Origin of the sequence: Streptomyces sp. NPDC020742 (genome assembly GCF_040641675.1) — a bacterium.
Taxonomy (GTDB): Bacteria; Actinomycetota; Actinomycetes; order Streptomycetales; family Streptomycetaceae; genus Streptomyces.
Genome location: NZ_JBFAEA010000025.1, coordinates 56,731 through 79,605, shown reverse-complemented (window position 1 = coordinate 79,605; position 22,875 = coordinate 56,731). Strand labels below are relative to the sequence as shown.

Sequence of the window (22,875 nt, the reverse complement as noted above, 5' to 3'; positions counted from 1 at the left end):
GGCCGGGAGCGGCCCCGGCCCCGACCTCGACCCCCGAACCCGGTCAGTTGTCCTGCAGGAACTTCTTCGCCAGGGCGTCGCCGCGGCTGACCGCGTCGGTGTGGCTCTCGATCGGCGTGGCCCGGGAGTTCTTGAAGAGGAGGTAGGTGACGCCCGAGTCGGTGCCACCGGTCGCCGGGTCGGGGTCGATGCCCAGGCCTCTGGCAGTGGCGTACGACGCCTCGCCGATGATCTTGTCAGGGCCGGTGTCGCCGACGACCGCGTACTCCACCTGGTCGCGGTAGATGACGGCGACCACACCGCCGCCCTTGATGCCGGCGGACGCGTAGTTCCAGATGCCGCTGGCGCTGGGCACGACGACGTAGGGCAGCCGCTCGGCGCTCAGCGGCTCGCCGTCGGACTGGTGGAAGGCGGTGTCGTCCTGGTACCAGGGATCGGTGTCGGCATTGCACTTCGAGGTGGTCCGGCCATCGCAGTCGATGTCCATGTCGGCCTTCCAGAAGACCGCGCCGTTCTTGCCGCAGACCGGTACGGAGGCCGAAGTCTCCTCGTCGGTGCGGTACTTGCCGTGCGAGAGCTGCGCACAGCCCTTGAGCTTGGCCAGTAAGGCGGCCGCACCGACCGTGCCCTCCTGGAGTCCGGCGCCCTGAGCGGCTGCGGTCGGGGCCAGGTGAGCGGTGGGCTGGGCGGTGGCGGGGAGGGCGGCCGCGGTGAGCAGGGCGGCGCCGGTGGCGGTGGCGAGAGCGAGAGTTGATCTGCGCACAACGGAATCCTTCTGTTAGGAAAGTTTCCTTACCGCGCGTCAATCTGCTCCTCGCCGCGGGTGCGCGTCAACCCTCCGGGTACACGTCAACCCCTCCGCCGGCCGCCTTCTCCGCCCCGTCCCCACCACCGCTCCCGTACGTCGTTACGTCCCCGAGTGCCCCGCCCGCACCAGCCCCGTCTCGTAGGCGAGGACCACCGCTTGGACGCGGTCCCGCAGGTTCAACTTGGTGAGGATGCGGCCGACATGGGTCTTGACGGTGGCCTCGGACAGCACCAGCCGAGCCGCGATCTCGCCGTTCGACAGCCCCTGGGCGACCAGCAACAGCACCTCCCGCTCACGGTCGGTCAGCCGCTCCAGTTCGGGGCGGGCCGGCTCGGCGGAACTCGCGGGCAGCATCGGCGTGAAGCGGTCCAGGAGCCGACGGGTGGTGGACGGCGCGACGACCGCATCGCCGCTCTGCACCGCCCGGATCGCGGCAAGCAGTTCACCGGGCGGCACGTCCTTGAGCATGAATCCGCTGGCGCCGGCCTTCAGGGCGGAGAAGGCGTACTCGTCCAGATCGAAGGTGGTCAGGATGAGCACCTTCGGGGCGCCCTCCTTCTGGCCGCCCTCGCAGATCCGGCGGGTGGCCTCCACACCATCCAGGTGCGGCATACGGACGTCCATCAGGATCACATCGACCTTGGCGGAACGGAGCACCTCCAGCGCCTCAAGGCCGTTCCCCGCCTCCGCGACAACCTCCATGTCGGGCTGCGCGGCCAGCACCATCCGGAAGCCGGTGCGCAGCAGCGCCTGATCGTCGACGAGCATCACGCGGATGGTCATGGCAGGGGGATCCCTTCAGACATGAGCGGTTTGGGGGACACGGAGAACCCAGGAGACACGAGAGACGCCGCCAACACCAACAACGCCGACGGCACCGCCAGCATTAACCACACCGCCAGCACCGACTGCACCGCCAGCACCGACCGCACCGACCGCACCGACCGCACCAACGAAACGGACGACACCGAGACCTCGGATTGCACGGGTGGCACAGCCGGCACACGCACAGCCGGCACACGCACGGCCGACACACGCACAGCCGGCACACGCACAGCCGCCAGGGCCACGGATCCCACCGGCACGGATCGCACCGGCACAGCTCGCACAGCCCGCACAGCCCGCACAGCCCGCCCCAAGATCACAGCTCGCCCGGGCGGCACAACGCGGCTCACTTCGTGGGCTTGAGCGGGAGGACCGCGTTGATGCGGAAGCCGCCGCCGGGGCGCGGCCCCGCGTTCAGGCTGCCGCCGACCATGCCGACCCGTTCACGCATGCCGATCAGGCCGTGGCCGAGGCCGTCCGCGCCGCCCTCGTCGTAGAGCTCGTGCTGTGCGCCCCGCCCGTCGTCCTCGACGAGCAGTTCGAGATCGTCGTCCAGGTAGGAGAGGCGGACGGTCGCGCCGGCCTCGGGGCCGCCGTGCTTGCGCGTGTTGGTGAGCGCCTCCTGGACGATGCGGTAGGCGGTCAGCTCGACGCTGCTGGGCAGCGGGCGCGGTTCGCCGTCGATCCGGAAGTCGACGGCGAGCCCCGCACCGCGCACCTGGTCGATCAGATCGCCGAGCTGGTCGACACCCGGCTGGGGGACGTACTCGCCGCCCTCCGCCTGCTCCCCGGTACGCAGCACGCCCAGCAGGCGGCGCATCTCGGCCAGCGCCTGGCGGCCGGTGCCGGAGATCGTCTCCAGAGCCTGCCGGGTCTGCTCGGGTGCGGAGTCGAGTACGTAGGCGGCGCCGTCGGCCTGGACGACCATCACCGAGACGTTGTGCGCGACGACGTCGTGCAGCTCACGGGCGATCCGGGCGCGCTCGGCGGCGACCGCGATCCGGGACTGCGCCTCCCGCTCCTTCTCCAGCCGGGCGGCCTTCTCCTCCAGCTGCGCCCAGTAGGCGCGGCGGGTGCGCACCGAGTCGCCGAGCACCCAGGCCAGCACGAACGGCACGGTGAGCAGCGTGACCATGAACAGCGACACCCACAACGGCCGGCTGGGCGGCAGCGAGGAGAAGCGCAGCGCTGCGAGGACCGGAGTGATGAAGGCGGCCGCGAGGCAACAGCGGGAGGCCCAGCGGGGGATGGTGGGTCCCGAGGCGATGGTGTAGGTGATCACGAACAGCGCGAAGTCGCCCAGGTTGGGCGGGATGTCGAAGACCAGCTGGCCGGTGCCGATGGCGGCCGTCAGCAGGAGCATCTTCACAGGGGCCTTGCGGCGCAGCGCGACGACCAGGCCGAGGCCGAGCGTGAAGATCGCACCGAGGATCAGCCGGGTGCCCTGGAGGAGGTTCACGACCCACAGGCTGGCCATCCCGAGCAGGAGGAGGGCCCAGAAGGTGTCCACCCCCGTCGGGTGCCTGCGGAGGAAGTCATAGAGGCGCTGCACGTAACCCAGCGTAGGCAGCGCAAAAAGGTGTACGGGTCAACCGGAGGAGCGATCCTGTGCGCCGGGTCTACTCCCCTAGGTGGAGGCTCTATCCGCCACATGCGCCGGAACCGGGCACGACCTGGGCGGGAGGCCGCGGGACCACCGGGTGCCCGCCCGTACCGTGGGGCGGGTGACGAACGAGTGGTGTGGCTGGCGGGACGCGACGGAACGGGCGCTGTACGGGGCGGACGACGGCTTCTACACCCGTCCGGGCGGGCCCGGCCCGTCCGGGCACTTCCGCACCTCGGTGCACGTCTCGCCGCTCTACGCCGGGGCCGTCGCGGCGCTCCTGTGCCGGGTGGACGAGGCCTTGGGACGCCCTGAGGAGCTGGCGCTGGTCGATGTGGGCGCGGGACGCGGTGAGCTGCTAACGGGGGTGCTGGGTGCGCTGCCCGGGGAGGTGGCCGCGCGGCTGCGCCCGTACGCCGTCGAGCGGGCGGCCCGCCCCGAGGGCCTGGACGGGCGGATCGGCTGGCTGGACGAGCTGCCCGCGCCGGGGTCGCTGACCGGGCTGCTGTTCGCGAACGAGTGGCTCGACAATGTGCCGGTGGACGTCGTGGAGACGGACGCGGAGGGGGTGGCGCGCCGGGTGCTGGTGCGCGCGGACGGCACCGAGCGGCTGGGGGAACCGGTCGGCGGTGCGGACGCGGAGTGGCTGTTGCGGTGGTGGGCGCCGCCGCTGTCGGCCGCGGCCACCGGGGGCGGGTCCCCGGTGGGTAGCCCCGGGCTGCGGGCCGAGATCGGCCGGCCCCGGGACGAGGCCTGGGCGCGGGCCGTCGGGGTACTGCGCGCCGGGCTGGCGGTCGCCGTCGACTATGCGCACGAGCGGGGCGACCGTCCGCCCTTCGGCACCCTCACCGGATTCCGCGACGGCCGGGAGGTCCGCCCGGTGCCGGACGGCAGCTGCGACCTCACGGCGCATGTGGCGCTGGACGCCTGTGCCGGTCCGGCGGCCCGGCGGCTGACCCAGCGCGCGGCGCTGCACGCCCTGGGGGTGGACGGCCGCCGCCCGCCGCTCACCCTGGCCGCCACCGACCCGGCCGGCTACGTACGGGCCCTGGCTGCGGCGGGCTCCGCGGCGGAGCTGACGGACCCGGCGGGGCTGGGCGGCTTCGGCTGGCTGCTGGAGCCGGTGGGCGGGGCGGGTGCGGCGCTGCTCAAGGAGTGGGACGCCTGAGGGCCAGGGGGTCCGGCGGGGCGGTGGGCTGCGAGACTGTTCCCATGACGGAGACGACGGTCGGCATCGGCGGCGCGGCGGAGAGCACCGACATGGTGCTGAACATCGGGCCGCAGCACCCCTCGACGCACGGCGTGCTGCGGCTGCGTCTCGTCCTGGACGGCGAGCGCATCCAGCACGCCGAGCCGGTGATCGGCTATATGCACCGTGGTGCCGAGAAGCTCTTCGAGGCGCGCGACTACCGCCAGATCATCATGCTCGCCAACCGGCACGACTGGCTGTCGGCGTTCTCCAACGAGCTGGGTGTGGTGCTGGCGGTCGAGCGGATGCTGGGCATGGAGGTGCCCGAGCGCGCGGTGTGGCTGCGGACGCTGCTGGCCGAGCTGAACCGCGTGCTGAACCACCTGATGTTCCTCGGCTCGTACCCGCTGGAGCTGGGCGGCATCACCCCGGTCTTCCACGCGTTCCGGGAGCGCGAGGAGCTCCAGACGGTCATGGAGGAGATCTCCGGCGGCCGGATGCACTACATGTTCAACCGCGTCGGCGGCCTCAAGGAGGACCTGCCGGCGGGCTGGGCGGGCCGGGCCCGGCAGGCCGTGGCCGACGTGCGGTCCCGGATGGACGTCTTCGACAACCTGGTCCTGGGCAACGAGATCTTCCGCGGCCGTACCCGCGGGGTCGGCGTGCTGGCCCCGTCGACGGCGCATGCGTACGGCGTGTCCGGACCGATCGCCCGCGCCTCCGGCGTCGACTTCGACCTGCGGCGCGACGAGCCGTACCTGGCGTACGGGGAGCTCACAGACGTGCTCCGGGTCGTCACCCGCGAGGAGGGTGACTGCCTGGCCCGCTTCGAGTGCCTGCTGGAGCAGAGCCACAACGCGCTGGATCTCGCCGACGCCTGCCTGGACCGGCTCGCGGAGCTGCCGCCGGGTCCGGTGAACCAGCGGCTGCCGAAGGTCCTCAAGGCGCCGGAGGGCGCGACCTACGCCTGGACCGAGAACCCGCTGGGGATCAACGGCTACTACCTGGTCTCCAAGGGCGAGAAGACGCCATACCGGCTCAAGCTCCGCTCGGCGTCGTTCAACAACATCCAGGCGCTGGTGGAGCTGCTGCCGGGCACGCTGGTCGCCGACATGGTGGCCATTCTGGGGTCGATGTTCTTCGTGGTCGGCGACATCGACAAGTAGGCGGCGGGCACCGAGCCTCCCCCCCCCCCCCCGGCTCCCGCTCCTACCTGTACCCGCACCTCACCGCTCCCGTTCGCCCCGGCGCCCGCCGCTCCCGGCTCCCGACTTGTCCCGACTGCGCCGCTCCCGGAGCCCGTTCGTCCCGGCGCCCCTCTCTCCCAGCCCCCGTTCGTTCCACCACCCGCCCCGCGCCGTCCACACCCTGTGGACGGCCGTCACCGCCCCGGCAGCGCGGGGGCCCCGAACGGCGCGTGGCCCCGGAGCTCGTGGGAGCTCCGGGGCCACGCGAAGGATCAGTGCCTGCCGGGCGCGGCGGCCACCGCCGGTCAGGAGATGGCGCTGCGCAGGGTGTTGACGTCCAGCTGCTCGGTCTCGTCGTGGGCGGTGAGGTCGATGACCTCACCGACACCGCTGGTGGTCGCGCCGTCGGGCTCCCGGTCGGACGCCGCACCATCGGTGGCCGGTGCCTCGGCCCGGTCCGCATCGGACGGTCCCGCGTCGATCCGCTCCACAGCGGACCGCTTGGCCTCGGACCACTTGGCCTCGGACCGCTTGGCGTCGGACCACTTGGCATCGGGCCGCTCGCCGTCGGGCCGCGTGGCATCGGACCACTCGCCGCCCGCCGATACGCTGTCCGCCGATGCGCCATCGGCCGGGGTGTCGCTCGTGGTCAGGTGGTTGCGGCCCTGGGCAGGGGCCTTGCGCGCCCCCCTGCGGGCCCGGCGGGACCCGGCGCGGGCCGACTGCTCCGCGACCGCCTCGTCGCCGACGACGTCCGCCAGGTCCTCCTCCAGCGGCGCGGGCAGCTCCTGCGGCTGGTCCGTGACCTTGTTGCCGAAGAAGTCGAAGCCGCCCAGCTCCCGGGAGGCCGCGGGGCGCGGCGGCGCGATGGCGGCGGCCGGGACGGGACGGAGCGCCGAGCCGGTGTCCGATGTCTTACGGGCGCGGTCTGCGCCGCTCTTCCGCTCGACCGTGGCCGACCGGCCGTTGCCCTCGGCGTTGCCCCGGCCGTTGCCCTGGGCGTCGTCACCGTCCCGGCCGCCTCGGGCGTCGGGGCCGGCCGGCGGGGTGGGTGGGGTGGCCGGCGGGGTGGGTGGGGTGGCCCGGTCGCCGTCCTGCGCCTCCGCGGCGAGCTCTCGGGCGTCCGGTGCGGCCTGCTGGGTGGCGCGCTGACGGGCGGCGTTGCGGGCGAGTTGACGGAGCGCCCGGTCGGCCTCGGCGTAGCCGGCCGGGGCCGGGCGGTCCGGGGTCTCGGGCTCGCGGCGGGCCGGGACGGGCGCCCGGCCGGCACGCAGAGCCGGCGGGACGTCGGCGCCCGCCGGGAGTTCCTTGGGTGGCGCTGCCTCGATGGCGAGCAGCCGACGGCCCTCCAGGGCGCTGGCCCGTTCGGTCTCGGCGGTGGCGTAACGGCGCAGCAGTTCGGCGTGTTCGCTGCGCAGCCGGGCCAGTTCGGCGCGCTTGGCGCGGAGTTTGGCCTCCAGGGCTGCGCGGCGTTCGCGGGACTCCTCGACGTCCGTTTCGAGTTCGGCGATCCGCTCCTCGGTGCGCCACTCGTCGCGCACCCGGGCCCGGGTGAGTTCGGCGACCTTGCGACCTGCCTTACGGTCCCAGTTCCGCAGCAAGACGGCGCCGCTAAGGGCGGCGGCCGCCGCGCCCGCGGCGAGTACCCGTTGGACCAGATCGTCGCCGACGAACCACGCGCCCGCGGCGCAGGCGATTGACGCACCGGCGACCGTGGTGGGAGGAAGCAGCCGGTGGAGGTGGGGGGATTGGCGGTGGCGTCCTCGTGGCATGGCCAGAAACTTACCGTGCGTGCGGGACCGATGGGGCCCCGCACGCCAATCCGTTTCCCGCTGGTTACTTCTTGACCAGTCCCTTGGACTCCAGAAACTCCTGTGCGACATCCGCGGGCTTGAGCCGCTCGGCATCAACCTTGCGGTTCAAGGTGATCAGGTCTTCGGTCGTCAGAGTACCGGTGAGCTTCCCCAGAGCGGTGGCTATCTTCTTGTCGCCGGCGCTCTTGGCATTCACCACCGGGAGCACATTGTCGGCGTTCTGGAGCTTCTTGTCGTCCTTCAGAAGCACCAGCCCGAAGTTGTCGAGAGTGGCGTCCGTGGTGGTGGTGAGCACCAGCTGGTCGGTGCCGTCCTTGACCGCCTGCTTGGCCTGCGGGGTCCCGACTCCCTTGGGGTCCAGGGCGCTGATGTCGATGCCGTACGTCTTCTCCAGGCCCGGCTTGCAGAACACCCTGGTCTCGCACTCTTCACCCGAGGCGAGTTTGACCTTCTGCTGTGATTTACCGAGGTCGGAGAGGGTCTTCAGCTTGTGCTGGGTGGCGAATTCCTTGCTCACCGCGAACGCGTTCTGATCCGTCGCCGCACCGGGGGGCAGCACCTTCAGTCCGCGCGGTCCGGCGAGCTTCTTCAGTGCCGTCACCGTCTTGTCGATGTCGCTGGAGGCGACCGGCTTCGCCTTGGCGCCGTTCTGCTTGGCGTTGAGGAATTCGGCGAGGGTGGAGGCGTATTCCGGAACCACATCGATCTGGCCCTTCTCCAAGGCCGGTTCATACAGCTCGCGATTGGCGAGCGTCTGTACGCGGGTGCGGTACCCGGCGTCGGCGAGGATCCGGGAATAGATCTCGGCGAGCACCTTCGACTCGGTGAAACCGGCCGCGCCGATGACGAGTTCGTCCTTGCCCCCCTTGCCAGCGCCGCCCTTCTCCTCCAGGCTCTGGCCGCCACAGGCGGCCAGCCCGGCCGCCAGTGCCAGGACGGTGCCCGCGACAAGCGCGGTACGGCCCGCGCGCGAGGTGCTGCTCATGGATGCCACCATTCAGTCCGTTCGGATCAGTTCGGGTCCGGTCGAGTCGGTTCGGGCCGGCGCCTCGCGCGGCGCGCCGCGCACGGGGCGTGCCGTCCGCACCGCGCGCCGCCGGCCCCGCATGGGGTCGAGGAGCCGCTCGGCGAGGACGAGGAGGCCCTCCACGGCCAGCGCGAGCACGGCCACCAGCACCGCGCCCGCGACGACCTGGGCGGTGTCGTAGTTGCCGAAGCCCGCGGTGATGATCCGGCCCAGACCGCCGCCGCCGGCGAGCGCGGCGAGCGTCGCGGTCGCCACCACCTGGACGGTGGCGGACCGGAGCCCGGTCATGATCAGCGGGTAGGCGAGCGGTATCTCGACGCGGAGCAGCAGCTGCGGCCCCGACATGCCCATCCCGCGGGCGGCCTCGACGACACCACGGTCCGCCTCCCGCATGCCCAGATAGGCGTTGGTCAGCAGCGGCGGCACCGCGAACAGCACCAGCGCGATCAGCGTCGGCAGGTCCCCGTGCCGGCCCAGCGGGCTGAGCGTCAGCAGCACCAGGACGGCGAACGTCGGCACCGCGCGGCCCACGTTGGAGAGGTTGACCGCCAGCGCCCCGCCCTTGCCGACGTGCCCGAGCCAGAGCGCGACCGGCAGGGCGATCAGGCAGGCGAGCACCAGGCACAGCCCGCTGAGCCAGAGATGCTCCCCGAGGCGGTGCCACACCCCCTTCTCCCCCGCCCAGTTGGCGCCCGTCGTCAGCCACGTCCAGGCTCCCCCGACCGCCCCCATCACACCGCCGCCTTCGCCGTACGGGATCCGCGCCGTCCCCGGGGCGCCGCCGCGGGCCGCACCCGCGTCCAGGGCGTCAGCAGCCGCTGGAGCCCCATCAGCAGCAGATCGGCGAGCAGCGCCAGCAGCACACACAGCACCGACGCCGTGAGCACCTCCGCCTTGAAGAAGCCCTCCATACCGCTGGCTATGAGGTTGCCCAGGCCGCCGTAGCCGACGACCGAGCCGACGGTCGTCATCGCCACCGTCGAGACCGTGGCGATCCGCACCCCGGCGACCACCGCGGGCACCGCGAGCGGGAGTTCCACCTCGAACAGCAGCCGGGCCGGGCCGTACCCCATCCCGCGGGCGGCCTCCCGCACCTCGGCGGGGACCGCCTGCAGACCGGCGAGGATGTTGCGCACCAGGATCGTCAGCGAGTACAGCACCAGGCCCGTGACGACCACCGAGGCCGAGACCCCGAAGACCGGTGTCAGCAGGGCGAACATCGCCAGCGAGGGGACGGTGTAGAGCACCGTCGTCAGCCCCAGGACCGGCCCGGCCGCGCCCCGCCGGCTACGGGCCAGCAGCGCCAGCGGAAAGGCGATCAGCAGCCCGATCGCCACCGATGCGGCCGTGATCCCGATGTGCTGGACCGTAGCGTCGGTCAACTCCTGGCTGCGGGTGCGCAGGTACTCGCCGCAGATCCAGTCGTTGGCCTCCAGACAGCCCGGCCCGGCGCCGCTGCCGCTCATGGTCCGTCACCTCCCCCGCCCTGGCTCACTTCTGCCGTCACTGTCTGCGACCCTAAACCCCAGGACTGACAATCGGCCCGGTCCCGCAGCTCACCGGCCGGATCGCCATCCGCGTGCAACACCACGTTCACGACCGCCCGGCCACAATGGGCCCTTCCGCACCTGGGGGATGAATGATCCGCTTCGAGCACGTCACCAAGCGCTACGCCGACGGCACCACCGCGGTGGACGACCTCACCTTCGAGGTCGCCGAGGGGGAACTCGTCACGCTGGTCGGCCCCTCGGGCTGCGGCAAGACCACGACCATGAAGATGGTCAACCGGCTCATCGAGCCCACCAGCGGGCGGATCTTCCTCGACGGCGAGGACATATCCACCGTCGACCCCGTCCAGCTGCGGCGCCGCATCGGCTACGTCATCCAACAGGTCGGGCTGTTCCCCCACAAGACCGTCCTGGACAACACCGCCACCGTGCCGCACCTCCTCGGCCGCCCGCGCAAGGAGGCCAGGGCCCGCGCCGCCGAACTCCTCGACCTGGTCGGCCTGGACCCGTCGGTGTACGGCGACCGCTACCCCGAGCAGCTCTCCGGCGGCCAGCGCCAGCGCGTCGGAGTGGCCCGCGCCCTGGCCGCCGATCCGCCGGTGCTGCTGATGGACGAGCCGTTCGGCGCGGTCGACCCGGTCGTCCGCGAGCACCTCCAGAACGAGTTCCTGCGGCTGCAGTCCACGCTGCACAAGACGGTGCTCTTCGTCACCCACGACATCGAGGAGGCGGTCCGGCTCGGCGACCGGATCGCGGTCTACGGCGCCGGCCGGATCGAGCAACTGGACACTCCGGCGACGGTGCTGGGCGCCCCCGCGACCCCGTATGCCGCGCAGTTCGTCGGCGCGGACCGGGGGCTGAAGCGGCTGTCGGTCACCCCGGTCGAAACGGGCGACCTGGAGAGCCCGCCGGTCGTCCGGCTCGATGACGCCGCCGCGTCCGCCGCCGACCGGCTCGCGGCCGACGAGGCGCCGTGGGCGGTCGTCCTGGACGCGGACGGCGCGCCGTACGGCTGGGTGGCGGCCGGGGCACTGACGGGCGCCGCAGCGGGCCCCGAAGGACCCGGGGACGGCGTGGGAGCGGCCTCGGAGGCCGGGGCCGGGCGGGAGGCCGCCGGGGCTGCCCCGCAGGGCACCGTCCGGGAGTACGCCCGTCCGATGGCGGCCTGGCTGCCGCTGGGCGCCCCGCTCAGGGAGGCACTCAGCACCCTGCTGCAGCACGACGCCGGCTGGATCGCCGTCCGGGACGGCGACCGCCACCTGGGGGTGCTCACCCCCGGCGGGCTGCACGGCGCGCTGCGCCGCTCGGCCACGGCGGACGCCGCGAACCGTCCGCGCGACGAGGTCTCCCTCGACACCGTGCCGGTCCCCGGCGCCTGACCGGGCGGCGGCTCGGCCGGGTCAGGCCGCCGCGTTCACCCCGCCGTTGCCGTTGCCGTCGTCGTCGGGCAGTTTGCACACCCGCTCCAGGAAGAGCGCCGCGGCGACCACGGCGGCACCGGCGAGCACCGACAGCCCGGCGTGGATCGCCTGGTCCCGACGGGGTTCGACATCGAGCCCGGCGGTCAGCAGGAAGACCCCGACACCGCCGTACAGCCCGGCGACCAGCGACGCCACCAGGGCGCTGGCCTGGCCGAAGACCACCGCGCGGGCGGCGACCAGGGGGTCCACGCCCCTGGCGCCGGGCCGGCGCTCCCGTTGGGCGCGCAGCCGTGTACGGAGGGCGAAGGCGGTGGCGGCGAGCACGGCGGCGAGCAGCGCCAGCACGATCGGGGCGGCTCCCGGAACGCTGGGGAGGGTGCCGAAGGAGTCCCACAGCCGGGCGCCGCCCCAGGCGAGCACCCCGGCTGCCAGGAACAGCCCGACCAGCACCTTGATGTGTAGCTGCTTCACCGAGCGATCGCCTCTCGCACCGTTGTGACCGTCCCTGCCGTCACGACCATCCTGCCGTCCCGGCCGATCCGTCACGGTCTGTCCGTTCCGTTGCCAAACATCCCGCATGGCAACGGCCCGTACGCATCCTGCCGTACGGACCGGTCAGTGCCCCGCGGGGAGCCGGGCGCCCGTCAGGACGCCGACCGGCCCGCAACCCTAACGACTACTCCGGCAGCCGCAGTTCCAGGTCCGCCCGCGCCAGCACCCCGGCACGGCCGACCTCGGAGAGCAGCCCGGCCACCGCGCCGTACCCGGGGACCTCCGCCTCCGGGTCGACGTCGTGCCACGGGACCAGCACGAACGCCCGCTCGTGGGCGCGCGGATGCGGCAGCGTCAGCCGCGGGTCGTCGGAGATCACGTCCTGGTAGGCGACGATGTCGACGTCGATCGTGCGCGGACCCCAGCGCTCGTCGCGGACCCGCTCGAAGGCCTCCTCGATGGCGTGCCCGCGCTCCAGGAGGGAGGCCGGCGGCAGCGTCGTCTTGATCAGCACCACGGCGTTGAAGTACGCGGGCTGACTGCCCGGCTGCACCCCCCACGGCTCGGTCTCGTACACCGGGGAGACCGCCTTGACCCGCAGGCCCGGGGTGTCCTCCAGGGCGTCGACGGCCCCCTGGAGGGTCTCCAGGCGGTTGCCGAGGTTGCTGCCGAGGGAGATCACGGCGCGTTTGGGGTTGGAGAGCGTCACATCGGCGGCGTCCACCTGCTCCACGACGGAGGCGGGCACCGGCTGTACGGTCGGGTCACTGCTGGTGTTCATGTACACGACTCCGAGTGATGGTGATGGTCACGTCGTCGAAGGGAACGGTGATCGGCGCGTCCGGCTTGTGCACCACCACCTCCACTTCCTGCACGCCCTCGTGCTTGAGGCACTGGTCGGCGATGCGCTCCGCCAGGGTCTCGATGAGGTCGACGGGCTCGCCCTGTACGACGGCCACCACCTCCTCGGCCACGACGCCGTAGTGCACGGTCTTGGCGAGATCATCGGAGGCGGCCGCCTGGCGGGTGTCCAGACCGAGGACCAGATCGACGATGAAGGTCTGCCCTTCCTCGCGCTCACGGGGGAACACCCCGTGGTGGCCCCGGGCCTTCAGCCCACGCAGCGCGACACGATCCACGCGAATCACTCCCACTGGTCCACGGCACCTCTGGCGCCACTGTTCGTCGGTTCCGGGCAGCCTCCGGAGCGATCCGGCAACACTGTCCCGCCATCGAATCTACCTTCGAGCACCGACAGTCCTCGCCCACGGGGGCTATGGACAAGACCCCCGCCCGGCTGCTAACAGGCACAGCGCATCCCGCGGGCGGGAGATCGTCCGCGCGGCCTCTTACCCCTCTGCCCGCGCCCCACCCCTACCCGTACCGCACTTGGCTCGAACGGGTGCGCCCTCGCCCGGATGGCTGACGTACCCGGCTGACGCCTTGCGCAGGCCGCCGCTCCGAGCGCAAGACCGGGCGGCATGGCAAGGTTCACAGCCGCCCCTCTCGAGAAGACCGGCAGCCCGCTCCGACAGACCCAGCGCACGGGCCTTCGCCGGGCCGGGCTTCCGCCCGGACACCCCTCACAGGCCGTCTTCGCCGCCCGCTTCCTCGCCCTCGTCGTCCCCCTCGTCGTCCTCCTCGCCGCGGTCCGCCAGCACCGGCGAGCCGTGGTGCGACCACACCCGCCAGCCGTCCTCCGTACGCCGGAAGACATTGGTCGCCACGACCAGCTGACCGATCAGCGGGCCCACCGAGCCGTCGTCCTCCGCGGGGCCGCCGCTGAGGATGTTCTCGGTGCACGTCACCAGGGCGGTGTCGCCCATGACGTCGATCTCCACGTCGGTGAGGAAGAACTGGATGTACTCCGTGTTCGCCATGATCAGCGCGTACGAGCGGAGCACCTCGCCGCGGCCCCGCAGCACCGGCCACCCGGGGTGCACCACGCTCACCTGGCCGTCCAGCCACAGGTCGGACAGCGCCTCGTGATCGCCGCGCTCGATGGTCTCGTACAGGGTCGTGTTCGCCTGCTCGACCAGCTCGATGTCCGTCCGTGGGCCCAAGCCGCTCACACCGTTCCCGTCGTGGTCGCCGTCGTCCCGTCCGCCGGGCCGGCACCGGACGGACCTGCCGCCTGCACCGTCTCCGCCGCCTGCTCCACGGCACGGGCCACCCGCACCGCGTCCGCGCTCGCCCTGACCTCGTGCACCCGCACCGCCCAGGCCCCCTCTCGCGCCACGATCGCCGATACCGCGGCCGTCGCGGCGTCCCGCTCCCGCGCCGGCGGCGGGGCGGCTCCCTCGCCGCCTGCCAGCACCCTGCCCAGGAACCGTTTCCTCGAAGCGGCCACCAGCAGCGGCCGGCCCAGTGAGCGCAGTCGCCCCAGGCCGGAGACCAGCGCCAGATCGTGCTCGGCCTCCTTGGCGAAGCCCAGGCCCGGGTCGATGACGATCCGGTCGGGGTCGACGCCGCCGGCCACCGCCCGCTCCAAGGACCGCGCGAGCTCGTCGACGACCTCGGTGACCACATCGCCGTAAATGGCGCGGTTGTTCATGTCGATGGACCGGCCCCGCCAGTGCATGACCACGAAGGGGACGTGGTGGGCGGCCACCACCGGCACCATGGCCGGGTCGGCGGCGCCCGCGCTGACGTCGTTGACCAGCCGCGCCCCGGCGGCCACCGCCTGCTCGGCCACCGTGGCGCGCATGGTGTCCACGGAGACCACGGCGCCGGCCGCGGCCAGCTCCCGCACCACTGGGACGACCCGGCGCAGCTCCTCCGCCTCGTCCACCCGCGCTGCGCCCGGGCGGGTCGACTCACCGCCCACATCGACCAGGTCGGCGCCCTGCGCCACCAGGTCCAGACCGTGTTTGACGGCGAGTTCGGTGTCGAACCACTGACCGCCGTCGGAGAACGAATCGGGCGTCACATTCACGACACCCATCACCGCACAGCGGTCCCAGTCCGGCAGTCCGGCCACCCGGCCCCGCAAGGTACTCATGGCACCAGCGTAGGCCGTGTCCCGACCGGCCGGATTGCGGCCGCTGCGTGCGGGGACCGGTCGGACGCCGCCCCGCAGCGGCCGGCGGGGAAGCCCGGGTCCGCCCGGCCCTCCCCGCGCCGGTCAGGCGGCCTTGCCGACCGCGCCCGCAGCCCGCACCGGCTCCGTCGCATGCGCGCACGGGCGCGGCTCGGCGGCCTTCCGGCGGCGCAGCACCCGCGGCAGGTGCAGCTCCAGATAGCCCTCGGCCTGCATCGCCGCCAGACTGATGCGCGGAATGTCGCGGCTGTTGCGGAAGACCACGAAACGGGGCTCCCAGCGCGGCCGGAACTTGTCGTTGAACTTGTAGAGCGACTCGATCTGGTACCAGCGGGACAGGAAGATCAGCAACCCCCGCCAGACCCGGATCACCGGCCCCGCGCCGAGCTTCTCCCCGCGCTCCAGGGAGGAGCGGAAGACCGCGAAGTTCAGCGACATCTTCTTGATCGCGAGGTCCGGCGCCGCCTGCAGCGTGACCACGATCAGCAGCTCGTTCATCCCCGGGTCGGCGCTGCGATCGCGCCGCATCCGCTCCAGCGAGATCCCGTCGCCGCCCCACGGCACGAAGTGCTGCATCGCCTTCAAGTCCCCGAACGGGCCGGGCTCCTCGCCCTCAGCGGCGGGCAGGTGCGCGGTGGCGATCAGCGCGTCGCCGTCGGTCTCCGCGTCGATCCGGCCCAGCGCCATGGAGAAGCCGCGCTCGGTGTCGGTGTCCCGCCAGGCGTCCGCGGCCCGCTGGATCCGCGCCAGCTCCGCCGGTTCCAGGTCGCGTACCCGCCGCACCTGGGTGTAGTAGCCGTTGCGCTCGATCCGCTTGACCATCTGCCGGACGTTGCGCATCGCCCGTCCGGTGAGGGTGAAGTCGGCGACGTCCACGATCGCCTCGTCGCCGAGCTCCAGCGCGTCCATGCCGGTCTCCCGGGTCCACACCTGGCCGCCGGTCTCGCTGCAGCCGGTGACCGCGGGCGTCCAGGAGTGCGCCCGGGCCTCCTCCATGAAGCGCTCGATGGCGCCCGGCCAGGCCTCCACATCGCCTATCGGGTCGCCACTGGCGAGCATCACACCGGAGATCACCCGGTAGCAGACCGCGGCCTTGCCGGTCGGGGAGAACACCACGCCCTTGTCGCGGCGGAGCGCGAAGTAGCCCAGCGAGTCCCGGTCGCCGTGCCGGGCGAGCAGCTCGCGCAGCTGCTGCTCGTCGTCCTCGGTCAGCCGGGCCGCTGGGTGCTCGGGGCGGAAGGCGAGGTACGCGGTGGTGGCGACGGTCAGCAGACCGAGCGCGCCGAGCGAGTAGCCGACCGTGTCACCGACGCCCTCGGTGTAGCCGATCGGGCCTTCGAAGCCGAACAGGCCCCACAGGACGTGCTGGGTGCGGTCCCAGAAGGACGGGGCACCGATCGTCTTGTGGGGGTGCGAGCTGACGATGATCATGCCGATGCCGAAGCTGGCGCCGCCCAGGACGACGAAGTTGGCCACGGCCTTCCAGCGGCTGCGCGGGTCGGGCAGCGCCGCGAACTCCCGCCGGTGCCACACCAGGAAGCCCAGCAGCAGCAGCGAGAGCGCCGCCCCGCACACGGAGTGCCGGTACACCAGCTGGGCGGCGATGCCCACCGGGAGCAGCGCCACCGCCGCCACCCAGGCCCGCCGCTTACGCCGTTTGAGACCATGGGCCAGCAGGAGCAGCAGAATGCCGACGACGATGGAGGCGGCCGCCGCCAGCGGACTCACCGCGCCGGGCAGCACCTCGGCGACCGCATGCACTCGGCTGTGCCGGAACCGCGGGAAGACCCCGGCCGCCAGGTTCAACAGGCCGACGACCACTCCGGCCGTTCCGACGAACCGCGGCACCGATTCGGGCCGCGGGCCGCGGAGCCAGCGTGGCCTTCGCCACGCAACCTTCTCCGACTTTTCGCCATCTAGCCTGTCAGACATCACTTTCCCGTCGCCCCGGTCGAGAGAACGTGCGAGCCTTGTCGCAGCATCTGGACTTTTTGCGCCCTGTATGACGGCGTTTCAGGGCTAGGGGTTCCACTAGCGGTACGGATGGCCCGGCCGCCCGGAAGAAAGCACCACATGGGTCTCACCAGCAAGAAAGTGCTGCTTCTTGCCGTCCTCGTCGCGGTGGCACTGTTTGTCCTCACGGTCTGGCTCTGGCCGCGCCTGTCCAAGGGGAACTGGCGCGCCGTCCTCGGACGCGTCGGGCTCCTCCTGGCCACCCAGTTGTCGATCTTCGCCGCGATCGGCCTCTACGCCAACAACTCCTTCGGCTTCTACGCCTCCTGGGCCGACCTCTTCGGCCAGGAGCAGGAGCCGGGCGTGATCACCAACTACCACTCGGGGCCGAACGGCACCAAGCTCCAGATGCTGGGGACCGAGCGGATCAGCGTCCAGAACGGGTCCCGCCCCACGTCCGCCGGCCGGATCGACAAGGTGCTGATCCGCGGCGAGCACTCCCGGATCGCCAGCCCGGCCTTCGTCTATCTGCCCCCGCAGTACTTCCAGAAGAAATACGCGAAGGCGAAATTCCCGGCGGCGCTGGTGCTCACCGGCTACCCGGGCACCGCCGAGGCGCTCTACAAGAAGCTGCATTTCCCTCAGACGCAGCACGAACTGCTCAAACAGCGCAAAATGCGGCCGACCGTCCTGGTGATGATGCGCCCGACGGTGGCGCCGCCCCGTGACACCGAGTGCGTCGACATACCGAACGGCCCGCAGACCGAGACCTTCTTCACCAAGGACCTGCGCCGGGACATCGCCGAGCACTACCGAATAGGGAGTGCGGCGAAGAGCTGGGGCGTCATCGGCGACTCCACCGGCGGCTACTGCGCGCTGAAGATGACGATGCGCCACCCCGACGCGTACTCCACCGCTGTTGCCCTGTCGGGCGCGTACAAGGCTCCCCGGGACACCACCACCGGTGACCTCTTCGGCGGGAGCCGGCAGCTGGAGCGGGAGAACAACCTGTTGTGGCGTCAGCGCCACCTGCCCGCGCCCTCGGTGAACCTGCTGGTCACCACCAGCAAGCAGGGCGAGGGGAACTACCACCAGACGCTGCGGTTCATCGAGCAGACCAAGTCGCCCACGCACGTCTCGTCGATCATCCTCGACAGCGGCGGCCACAACTTCAACACCTGGCGCCGCGAGATCCCGGCAGCCCTGCAGTGGCTGGGCGACCGCCTCAAGGCCTGACCGAGGGGGCGTCGAACGGGGCGGGCGAGACGCACGCACGCCCCGGCGGCGCGAGGGGCGGGGGCCGGTGGGCCCGCCGATGACGGCGCGGCGGGCCCCGCCGCGGCCGAAGGGCCTCAGCGGGCGAGTATCAGGCTCATCGCCTCGGCACGGGTCGCCGCGTCCCGCAGCTGCCCGCGGACGGCCGAAGTGGTCGTCTTGGCACCGGGCTTACGGACCCCGCGCATGGTCATGCACATGTGCTCGCACTCGATGACGACGATCACGCCGCGCGGCTCCAGGATCTCCATCAGGGAGTCCGCGATCTGCGTGGTCAGCCGCTCCTGCACCTGCGGCCGGCGGGCGAACACATCGACCAGCCGGGCCAGCTTCGACAGGCCGGTGATCTTCCCGTCCGCGGACGGGATGTAGCCGACGTGCGCCACCCCGACGAAGGGGACCAGGTGGTGCTCGCAGCTGGAGACCAGTTCGATGTCCTTGACCAGCACCATCTCGTCGTGACCGAGGTCGAACGTGGTCGTCAGCACGTCCTCCGGCTTCTGCCGCAGGCCGGCAAAGATCTCCTTGTACGCCCGAGCCACCCGTGCCGGAGTCTCCAGCAGGCCCTCACGATCCGGGTCCTCGCCCACCGCGATGAGCAGCTCGCGGACGGCATTCTCGGCACGCTTCTCGTCGAACTCGCCGATCGTGCCGTCGATGCCCAGCGTCACAGGGTCGGTCATGTGGTGCCTCGTTCCTTCTGCGCCCGCGGAGAATCGCGGTGGAATCGCGGAATGCCGCGCCCCCCAAGGCTAAACCTTGGGGGGCGCGGCAGGTATTTCCGGGGCCGGTGGCCGGCCCGCGGGATCAGCCCTCGGTACGCGGCTCCTCGGGAGCCTCCGCCTTCTCCGTGGAGACGGTGGTGGGCGTCGCCGAGCCGTTGGCCGGAGCCAGCTCCCTGGGCGAGAGCACCGGCGGGCGGGTGGAGGGCGTACGGCGCGAGGAGCCGGTCCACGCCGGGCGGGCCGGGCGCTTGACCACGTGCTTGAACAGCTCGGCGATCTCCTCCTTGCCGAGCGTCTCCTTCTCCAGGAGCGTCAGCACGAGGTTGTCGAGCACATCGCGGTTCTCGACCAGGATCTCCCACGCGTCGTTGTGCGCGGCCTCGATGAGCTTCTTGACCTCCTCGTCGACCAGCGCGGCGACCTCCTCGGAGTAGTCGCGCTGGTGACCCATCTCACGGCCCAGGAAGGGCTCGGAGTTGTCGGTGCCGAACTTGATCGCACCCAGCCGCTCGGTCATGCCGTACTGCGTGACCATGGCGCGGGCGGTGGCGGTCGCCTTCTCGATGTCGTTCGCGGCACCGGTGGTCGGGTCGTGGAAGACCAGCTCCTCCGCAGCGCGGCCGCCCAGCATGTAGGCCAGCTGGTCGAGCATCTCGTTGCGGGTGGTGGAGTACTTGTCCTCGTCGGGCAGGACCATGGTGTAGCCCAGGGCCCGGCCGCGGGACAGGATCGTGATCTTGTGGACCGGGTCGGAGTTCGGGGAGGCCGCCGCGACCAGGGCGTGTCCGCCCTCGTGGTACGCGGTGATCTTCTTCTCCTTCTCGGACATGATCCGGGTCCGCTTCTGCGGTCCGGCCACGACGCGGTCGATCGCCTCGTCCAGGAACTTGTTGTCGATCAGCTTCTCGTCGCTGCGGGCCGTCAGCAGGGCGGCCTCGTTCAGCACGTTCGACAGATCGGCACCGGTGAAGCCGGGGGTGCGCTTGGCGACGGCCGAGAGGTCGACGTCCGGGGCGACCGGCTTGCCCTTCTGGTGGACCTTGAGGATCTCCAGGCGGCCCTGGAGGTCCGGGCGGTCCACGGCGATCTGCCGGTCGAAGCGGCCGGGGCGCAGCAGCGCCGGGTCGAGGATGTCCGGACGGTTCGTGGCGGCGATCAGGATCACACCGCCCTTGACGTCGAAGCCGTCCATCTCGACCAGCAGCTGGTTGAGGGTCTGCTCACGCTCGTCGTGACCGCCGCCCAGGCCCGCACCACGGTGCCGGCCGACGGCGTCGATCTCGTCGACGAAGACGATCGCCGGGGCGTTCGCCTTGGCCTGCTCGAACAGGTCGCGGACCCGGGAGGCACCGACACCGACGAACATCTCGACGAAGTCGGAGCCGGAGATCGAGTAGAACGGGACGCCCGCCTCGCCGGCGACGGCGCGCGCGAGCAGCGTCTTGCCCGTTCCGGGCGGGCCGTACAGCAGCACGCCCTTGGGAATCTTGGCACCCACGGCCTGGAACTTGGCCGGTTCCTGCAGGAACTCCTTGATCTCATGGAGCTCCTCGACGGCCTCGTCCGACCCGGCGACGTCCGCGAAGGTCGTCTTGGGGGTGTCCTTGGTGATCAGCTTCGCCTTGGACTTCCCGAAGTTCATCACCCGGGAGCCGCCGCCCTGCATCTGGTTCATCACGAACAGGAAGACGACCACGATGAGGACGATGGGCAGCAGCGAGAGCAGCACACCGACGAACGGGTTCTGCTTCGACGGGGAGACGGTGTACCCGTCCTTGATCTCGCCGGTCTGGTACTTGGCCTGCAGGTTCTTTGCCAGGTCGACGCCCTGGTCGCCGATGTAGCTGGCCTGGATCTTGTTGGAGCCGTCGACCTTGTTGGAGCCGGACAGCTCGACCTTGATCTTGTTCTCGTCACCGGTCGTCAGCTCGGCGGATTTCACCTTGTTGTCAGCGATCGCCTTGACGACCTGACCGGTGTCCACCGTCTTGTAGCCGCCGGACGAGCCGACGACCTGCATCAACACGACCACGGCGAGGACGGCCAGCACGATCCACATGACCGGCCCACGGAAGTATCGCTTCACGTCCATCCATACGGAGCCGTTGACGGCCCCGTCCCTCCTGCCACAGTGAGGCACAACGCCCTCGGGAGGGTTGGTCGTGCGTACGGTGTATTACTGGCCCGAAAAACAAACTGCCTTCGGACGGTACCCCAGCATTGTCACCCGGCGCCTGCGCCGACAGTGAACATGCAGCCGAGGATTCCGCTCTCCCTGCTCCAACGGCGGGAAGCCCCGAAGGGTTCCCGCCGTGCCGGAGGAGCCTCTCAGCCGCCGTAGACGTGCGGTGCGAGGGTGCCGACGAAGGGCAGGTTGCGGTACTTCTCGGCGAAGTCCAGGCCGTAGCCGACGACGAACTCGTTGGGGATGTCGAAGCCGATCCACTTCACGTCGATGGCGACCTTGGCCGCGTCCGGCTTGCGCAGCAGGGTGCACACCTCCAGCGAGGCCGGCTCACGCGAACCGAGGTTCGACAGCAGCCAGGACAGCGTCAGGCCGGAGTCGATGATGTCCTCGACGATCAGGACGTGCTTGCCCTTGATGTCGGTGTCGAGGTCCTTGAGGATGCGAACCACGCCGGAGGACTGGGTGCCCGCGCCGTAGGAGGACACGGCCATCCAGTCCATCGTGACGGGGGTGGACAGCGCGCGCGCCAGGTCCGCCATCACCATCACGGCGCCCTTGAGGACACCGACGATGAGCAGGTCCTTGCCCGCGTACTCCGCGTCGATCTTCGCCGCCAGCTCCGCCAGCTTGGCGTCGATCTCTTCCTTGGTGATGAGTACCGACTGCAGGTCGGAGCCCATGTCCTTGTCGTCCACCCGTGCCACTCTCGCTCGGTTCGGTTCACGTCATCCGTGAAACTTCAGCTGCAAGGCGGCGTCCGTGGCTCAGCCCTGCCGGATGACAAGTCTGCCACCCTGCCGCCGGACACCCACCCGCCCGGGGAGGTTGATGGCTCCCTGCCCGCGCCAGGCGGTGATCAGCCGGTCCACTTCCTCGATGTGGCGGGCGAAGAGCGAACCGGCCGGGGAGCCGGCCCCGATCACCGCCCGGCGCAGCACCCGGCGGCGCACGGCGGGCGGCAGCGCGAACAGTCCGGCGACGTCGAGGCCGCCGGTCTCGTCGAGCACGGTGCCCTCGGCCGCGGCGGCCCAGGCGTCCAGGGCGTCGGCGTCGTCGCGGGAGAGCTGGGCGGTACGGGCCAGCGCCTCCACCACGCCCTTGCCGAGCGCCTTCTCCAGGGCGGGCAGGCCCTCGTGGCGCAGACGGGAGCGGGTGTAGGCGGGGTCGGTGTTGTGCGGGTCGTCCCAGACGGGCAGCGACTGGATCAGGCAGGCCTTGCGGGCGGTCTGGCGGTCCACGTCGAGGAAGGGCCGGCGGTAGCGGCCGTCGTGCCCGCTGGTGGCGGCCATCCCGGAGAGCGAGCGGGTGCCGGAGCCGCGGGCGAGGCCGAGGAGCACGGTCTCGGCCTGGTCGTCGCGGGTGTGGCCGAGGAGGACGGCGCCGGCGCCGTGGCGTTCGGCGGTGGCGTCCAGGGCGGCGTAGCGGGCGTCCCGGGCGGCGGCCTCGGGGCCTCCTTCGCGGCCCACGGTGACGGCGACGACCTCGACGGGGTCGAGCCGCAGGGCCCGCAGCCGCAGGGCGACCTCGGCGGCGCGGAGGTCGGAGCCGTCCTGGAGGCCGTGGTCGACGGTGACGCCGCCGGCGCGGACGCCCAGCTTGGGGGCCTCGAAAGCGAGAGCGGAGGCGAGCGCCATCGAGTCGGCGCCGCCGGAGCACGCGACGAGCACCAGCGGGGGCTCGTGCCGGTCGTGTGCGCAGTGGTGGTTGAGCACGTCGTGGAGTACGCGGCGGACCGCCAGGCGTATCGCGGCGACCGCTGGATGGGGACCCATGTCCGTTTCCAATCGTTCAGCTGGGAGCCTCAGGCCGGCGAGGCACCT

At 71.6% G+C, this 22,875-nt stretch carries 21 protein-coding genes; 4 read left to right on the top strand and 17 right to left on the bottom strand.

The genetic code is table 11. The annotated features are described in order from the left end of the window. Positions 1 to 43: 43 nt before the first annotated feature. The 3 genes from AB0G84_RS30145 to AB0G84_RS30135 all read right to left on the bottom strand — a co-directional run bounded on the left by AB0G84_RS30145 (position 44) and on the right by AB0G84_RS30135 (position 3,185). Positions 44 to 763, bottom strand: a complete 720-nt coding sequence (locus AB0G84_RS30145) for a glycoside hydrolase family 75 protein (protein ID WP_361327664.1) — start codon at positions 761 to 763, stop codon at positions 44 to 46. A gap of 144 nt (positions 764 to 907) precedes the next feature. Continuing rightward, positions 908 to 1,591, bottom strand: a complete 684-nt coding sequence (locus tag AB0G84_RS30140; protein ID WP_361327661.1) for a response regulator transcription factor — start codon at positions 1,589 to 1,591, stop codon at positions 908 to 910. A gap of 388 nt (positions 1,592 to 1,979) precedes the next feature. Continuing rightward, positions 1,980 to 3,185, bottom strand: a complete 1,206-nt coding sequence (locus AB0G84_RS30135) for a sensor histidine kinase (protein ID WP_361327658.1) — start codon at positions 3,183 to 3,185, stop codon at positions 1,980 to 1,982. Positions 3,186 to 3,357: 172 nt separating this feature from the next. Between AB0G84_RS30135 and AB0G84_RS30130 the strand changes: the two genes are divergently transcribed. Both AB0G84_RS30130 and AB0G84_RS30125 read left to right on the top strand, forming a co-directional pair. Further along, on the top strand, positions 3,358 to 4,404 hold the full coding sequence (locus tag AB0G84_RS30130) for an SAM-dependent methyltransferase (protein ID WP_361327655.1): 1,047 nt from the start codon (positions 3,358 to 3,360) through the stop codon (positions 4,402 to 4,404). A 44-nt stretch (positions 4,405 to 4,448) separates the two neighbouring features. Beyond that, positions 4,449 to 5,591: an NADH-quinone oxidoreductase subunit D gene (locus AB0G84_RS30125; protein WP_361327652.1), complete on the top strand. Its 1,143-nt coding sequence runs from the start codon at positions 4,449 to 4,451 to the stop codon at positions 5,589 to 5,591. A gap of 326 nt (positions 5,592 to 5,917) precedes the next feature. Here AB0G84_RS30125 and AB0G84_RS30120 read toward each other — a convergent pair whose 3' ends face one another. The 4 genes from AB0G84_RS30120 to AB0G84_RS30105 form a co-directional block, all read right to left on the bottom strand. Next, the gene (locus AB0G84_RS30120) at positions 5,918 to 7,384 is read right to left on the bottom strand and encodes a hypothetical protein (RefSeq protein WP_361327649.1); all 1,467 of its coding nucleotides are present in this window, start codon (positions 7,382 to 7,384) and stop codon (positions 5,918 to 5,920) included. Positions 7,385 to 7,448: 64 nt separating this feature from the next. Next, positions 7,449 to 8,411: an ABC transporter substrate-binding protein gene (locus AB0G84_RS30115; RefSeq protein ID WP_361327646.1), complete on the bottom strand. Its 963-nt coding sequence runs from the start codon at positions 8,409 to 8,411 to the stop codon at positions 7,449 to 7,451. A 12-nt stretch (positions 8,412 to 8,423) separates the two neighbouring features. Continuing rightward, positions 8,424 to 9,185 carry an ABC transporter permease gene (locus tag AB0G84_RS30110; RefSeq protein ID WP_361327643.1) on the bottom strand — a complete coding sequence of 254 codons (762 nt, stop codon included), beginning with the start codon at positions 9,183 to 9,185 and terminating at the stop codon, positions 8,424 to 8,426. Next, positions 9,185 to 9,919 (bottom strand): ABC transporter permease, encoded by a 735-nt coding sequence (locus AB0G84_RS30105; RefSeq protein WP_361327640.1) that lies wholly within the window; start codon positions 9,917 to 9,919, stop codon positions 9,185 to 9,187. The genes AB0G84_RS30110 and AB0G84_RS30105 overlap by 1 nt, the downstream gene beginning before the upstream one ends. Before the next feature lie 173 nt (positions 9,920 to 10,092). On the opposite strand from AB0G84_RS30105, the gene AB0G84_RS30100 reads away from it, so the two are divergent. After that, positions 10,093 to 11,340 (top strand): betaine/proline/choline family ABC transporter ATP-binding protein, encoded by a 1,248-nt coding sequence (locus AB0G84_RS30100; protein WP_361327638.1) that lies wholly within the window; start codon positions 10,093 to 10,095, stop codon positions 11,338 to 11,340. Between the two features lie 21 nt (positions 11,341 to 11,361). Here the strand turns inward: AB0G84_RS30100 and AB0G84_RS30095 are convergent, their stop codons facing one another. The 6 genes from AB0G84_RS30095 to AB0G84_RS30070 form a co-directional block, all read right to left on the bottom strand. Next, positions 11,362 to 11,853 (bottom strand): DUF3180 domain-containing protein, encoded by a 492-nt coding sequence (locus AB0G84_RS30095; protein ID WP_361327635.1) that lies wholly within the window; start codon positions 11,851 to 11,853, stop codon positions 11,362 to 11,364. Between the two features lie 205 nt (positions 11,854 to 12,058). Beyond that, on the bottom strand, positions 12,059 to 12,655 hold the full coding sequence (gene folK, locus AB0G84_RS30090) for a 2-amino-4-hydroxy-6-hydroxymethyldihydropteridine diphosphokinase (RefSeq protein WP_361327632.1): 597 nt from the start codon (positions 12,653 to 12,655) through the stop codon (positions 12,059 to 12,061). Next, positions 12,639 to 13,013, bottom strand: a complete 375-nt coding sequence (gene folB, locus AB0G84_RS30085; protein ID WP_361327629.1) for a dihydroneopterin aldolase — start codon at positions 13,011 to 13,013, stop codon at positions 12,639 to 12,641. Before folB ends, folK begins: the two co-directional genes overlap by 17 nt. 444 nt (positions 13,014 to 13,457) lie before the next feature. Further along, positions 13,458 to 13,937 carry a nuclear transport factor 2 family protein gene (locus AB0G84_RS30080; RefSeq protein WP_361327626.1) on the bottom strand — a complete coding sequence of 160 codons (480 nt, stop codon included), beginning with the start codon at positions 13,935 to 13,937 and terminating at the stop codon, positions 13,458 to 13,460. A gap of 5 nt (positions 13,938 to 13,942) precedes the next feature. Beyond that, a complete protein-coding gene (folP, locus tag AB0G84_RS30075; RefSeq protein WP_361327623.1) occupies positions 13,943 to 14,875 on the bottom strand; it encodes a dihydropteroate synthase in 933 nt (310 codons plus the stop codon). Positions 14,876 to 14,998: 123 nt separating this feature from the next. Continuing rightward, positions 14,999 to 16,846 carry a phosphatidylglycerol lysyltransferase domain-containing protein gene (locus AB0G84_RS30070; protein ID WP_361327620.1) on the bottom strand — a complete coding sequence of 616 codons (1,848 nt, stop codon included), beginning with the start codon at positions 16,844 to 16,846 and terminating at the stop codon, positions 14,999 to 15,001. Between the two features lie 141 nt (positions 16,847 to 16,987). Between AB0G84_RS30070 and AB0G84_RS30065 the strand changes: the two genes are divergently transcribed. Further along, positions 16,988 to 18,103 carry an alpha/beta hydrolase-fold protein gene (locus AB0G84_RS30065; RefSeq protein ID WP_361327618.1) on the top strand — a complete coding sequence of 372 codons (1,116 nt, stop codon included), beginning with the start codon at positions 16,988 to 16,990 and terminating at the stop codon, positions 18,101 to 18,103. Between the two features lie 116 nt (positions 18,104 to 18,219). Here the strand turns inward: AB0G84_RS30065 and folE are convergent, their stop codons facing one another. From folE to tilS, 4 genes are all read right to left on the bottom strand, one after another. Next, the gene (gene folE / locus AB0G84_RS30060; protein WP_361327615.1) at positions 18,220 to 18,825 is read right to left on the bottom strand and encodes a GTP cyclohydrolase I FolE; all 606 of its coding nucleotides are present in this window, start codon (positions 18,823 to 18,825) and stop codon (positions 18,220 to 18,222) included. Positions 18,826 to 18,949: 124 nt separating this feature from the next. Further along, positions 18,950 to 20,959 carry an ATP-dependent zinc metalloprotease FtsH gene (ftsH, locus tag AB0G84_RS30055; RefSeq protein ID WP_361327612.1) on the bottom strand — a complete coding sequence of 670 codons (2,010 nt, stop codon included), beginning with the start codon at positions 20,957 to 20,959 and terminating at the stop codon, positions 18,950 to 18,952. A 236-nt stretch (positions 20,960 to 21,195) separates the two neighbouring features. Continuing rightward, positions 21,196 to 21,735 carry a hypoxanthine phosphoribosyltransferase gene (hpt, locus tag AB0G84_RS30050; RefSeq protein WP_361327719.1) on the bottom strand — a complete coding sequence of 180 codons (540 nt, stop codon included), beginning with the start codon at positions 21,733 to 21,735 and terminating at the stop codon, positions 21,196 to 21,198. An 84-nt stretch (positions 21,736 to 21,819) separates the two neighbouring features. Then, positions 21,820 to 22,827: a tRNA lysidine(34) synthetase TilS gene (gene tilS / locus AB0G84_RS30045; RefSeq protein ID WP_361327609.1), complete on the bottom strand. Its 1,008-nt coding sequence runs from the start codon at positions 22,825 to 22,827 to the stop codon at positions 21,820 to 21,822. Positions 22,828 to 22,875: the final 48 nt, after the last annotated feature.

Excerpts from the sequence above, each read along its gene's own strand:
- AB0G84_RS30140 (WP_361327661.1), bottom strand. The coding sequence starts at position 1,591 with ATGACCATCCGCGTGATGCTCGTCGACGATCAGGCGCTGCTGCGCACC.
- AB0G84_RS30125 (WP_361327652.1), top strand. The coding sequence starts at position 4,449 with ATGACGGAGACGACGGTCGGCATCGGCGGCGCGGCGGAGAGCACCGAC.
- AB0G84_RS30120 (WP_361327649.1), bottom strand. The coding sequence starts at position 7,384 with ATGCCACGAGGACGCCACCGCCAATCCCCCCACCTCCACCGGCTGCTT.
- AB0G84_RS30115 (WP_361327646.1), bottom strand. The coding sequence starts at position 8,411 with ATGAGCAGCACCTCGCGCGCGGGCCGTACCGCGCTTGTCGCGGGCACC.
- AB0G84_RS30110 (WP_361327643.1), bottom strand. The coding sequence starts at position 9,185 with ATGGGGGCGGTCGGGGGAGCCTGGACGTGGCTGACGACGGGCGCCAAC.
- AB0G84_RS30105 (WP_361327640.1), bottom strand. The coding sequence starts at position 9,919 with ATGAGCGGCAGCGGCGCCGGGCCGGGCTGTCTGGAGGCCAACGACTGG.
- AB0G84_RS30100 (WP_361327638.1), top strand. The coding sequence starts at position 10,093 with ATGATCCGCTTCGAGCACGTCACCAAGCGCTACGCCGACGGCACCACC.
- folK (WP_361327632.1), bottom strand. The coding sequence starts at position 12,655 with ATGAACACCAGCAGTGACCCGACCGTACAGCCGGTGCCCGCCTCCGTC.
- folP (WP_361327623.1), bottom strand. The coding sequence starts at position 14,875 with ATGAGTACCTTGCGGGGCCGGGTGGCCGGACTGCCGGACTGGGACCGC.
- AB0G84_RS30070 (WP_361327620.1), bottom strand. The coding sequence starts at position 16,846 with ATGTCTGACAGGCTAGATGGCGAAAAGTCGGAGAAGGTTGCGTGGCGA.
- AB0G84_RS30065 (WP_361327618.1), top strand. The coding sequence starts at position 16,988 with ATGGGTCTCACCAGCAAGAAAGTGCTGCTTCTTGCCGTCCTCGTCGCG.
- folE (WP_361327615.1), bottom strand. The coding sequence starts at position 18,825 with ATGACCGACCCTGTGACGCTGGGCATCGACGGCACGATCGGCGAGTTC.
- ftsH (WP_361327612.1), bottom strand. The coding sequence starts at position 20,959 with ATGGACGTGAAGCGATACTTCCGTGGGCCGGTCATGTGGATCGTGCTG.
- hpt (WP_361327719.1), bottom strand. The coding sequence starts at position 21,735 with ATGGGCTCCGACCTGCAGTCGGTACTCATCACCAAGGAAGAGATCGAC.
- tilS (WP_361327609.1), bottom strand. The coding sequence starts at position 22,827 with ATGGGTCCCCATCCAGCGGTCGCCGCGATACGCCTGGCGGTCCGCCGC.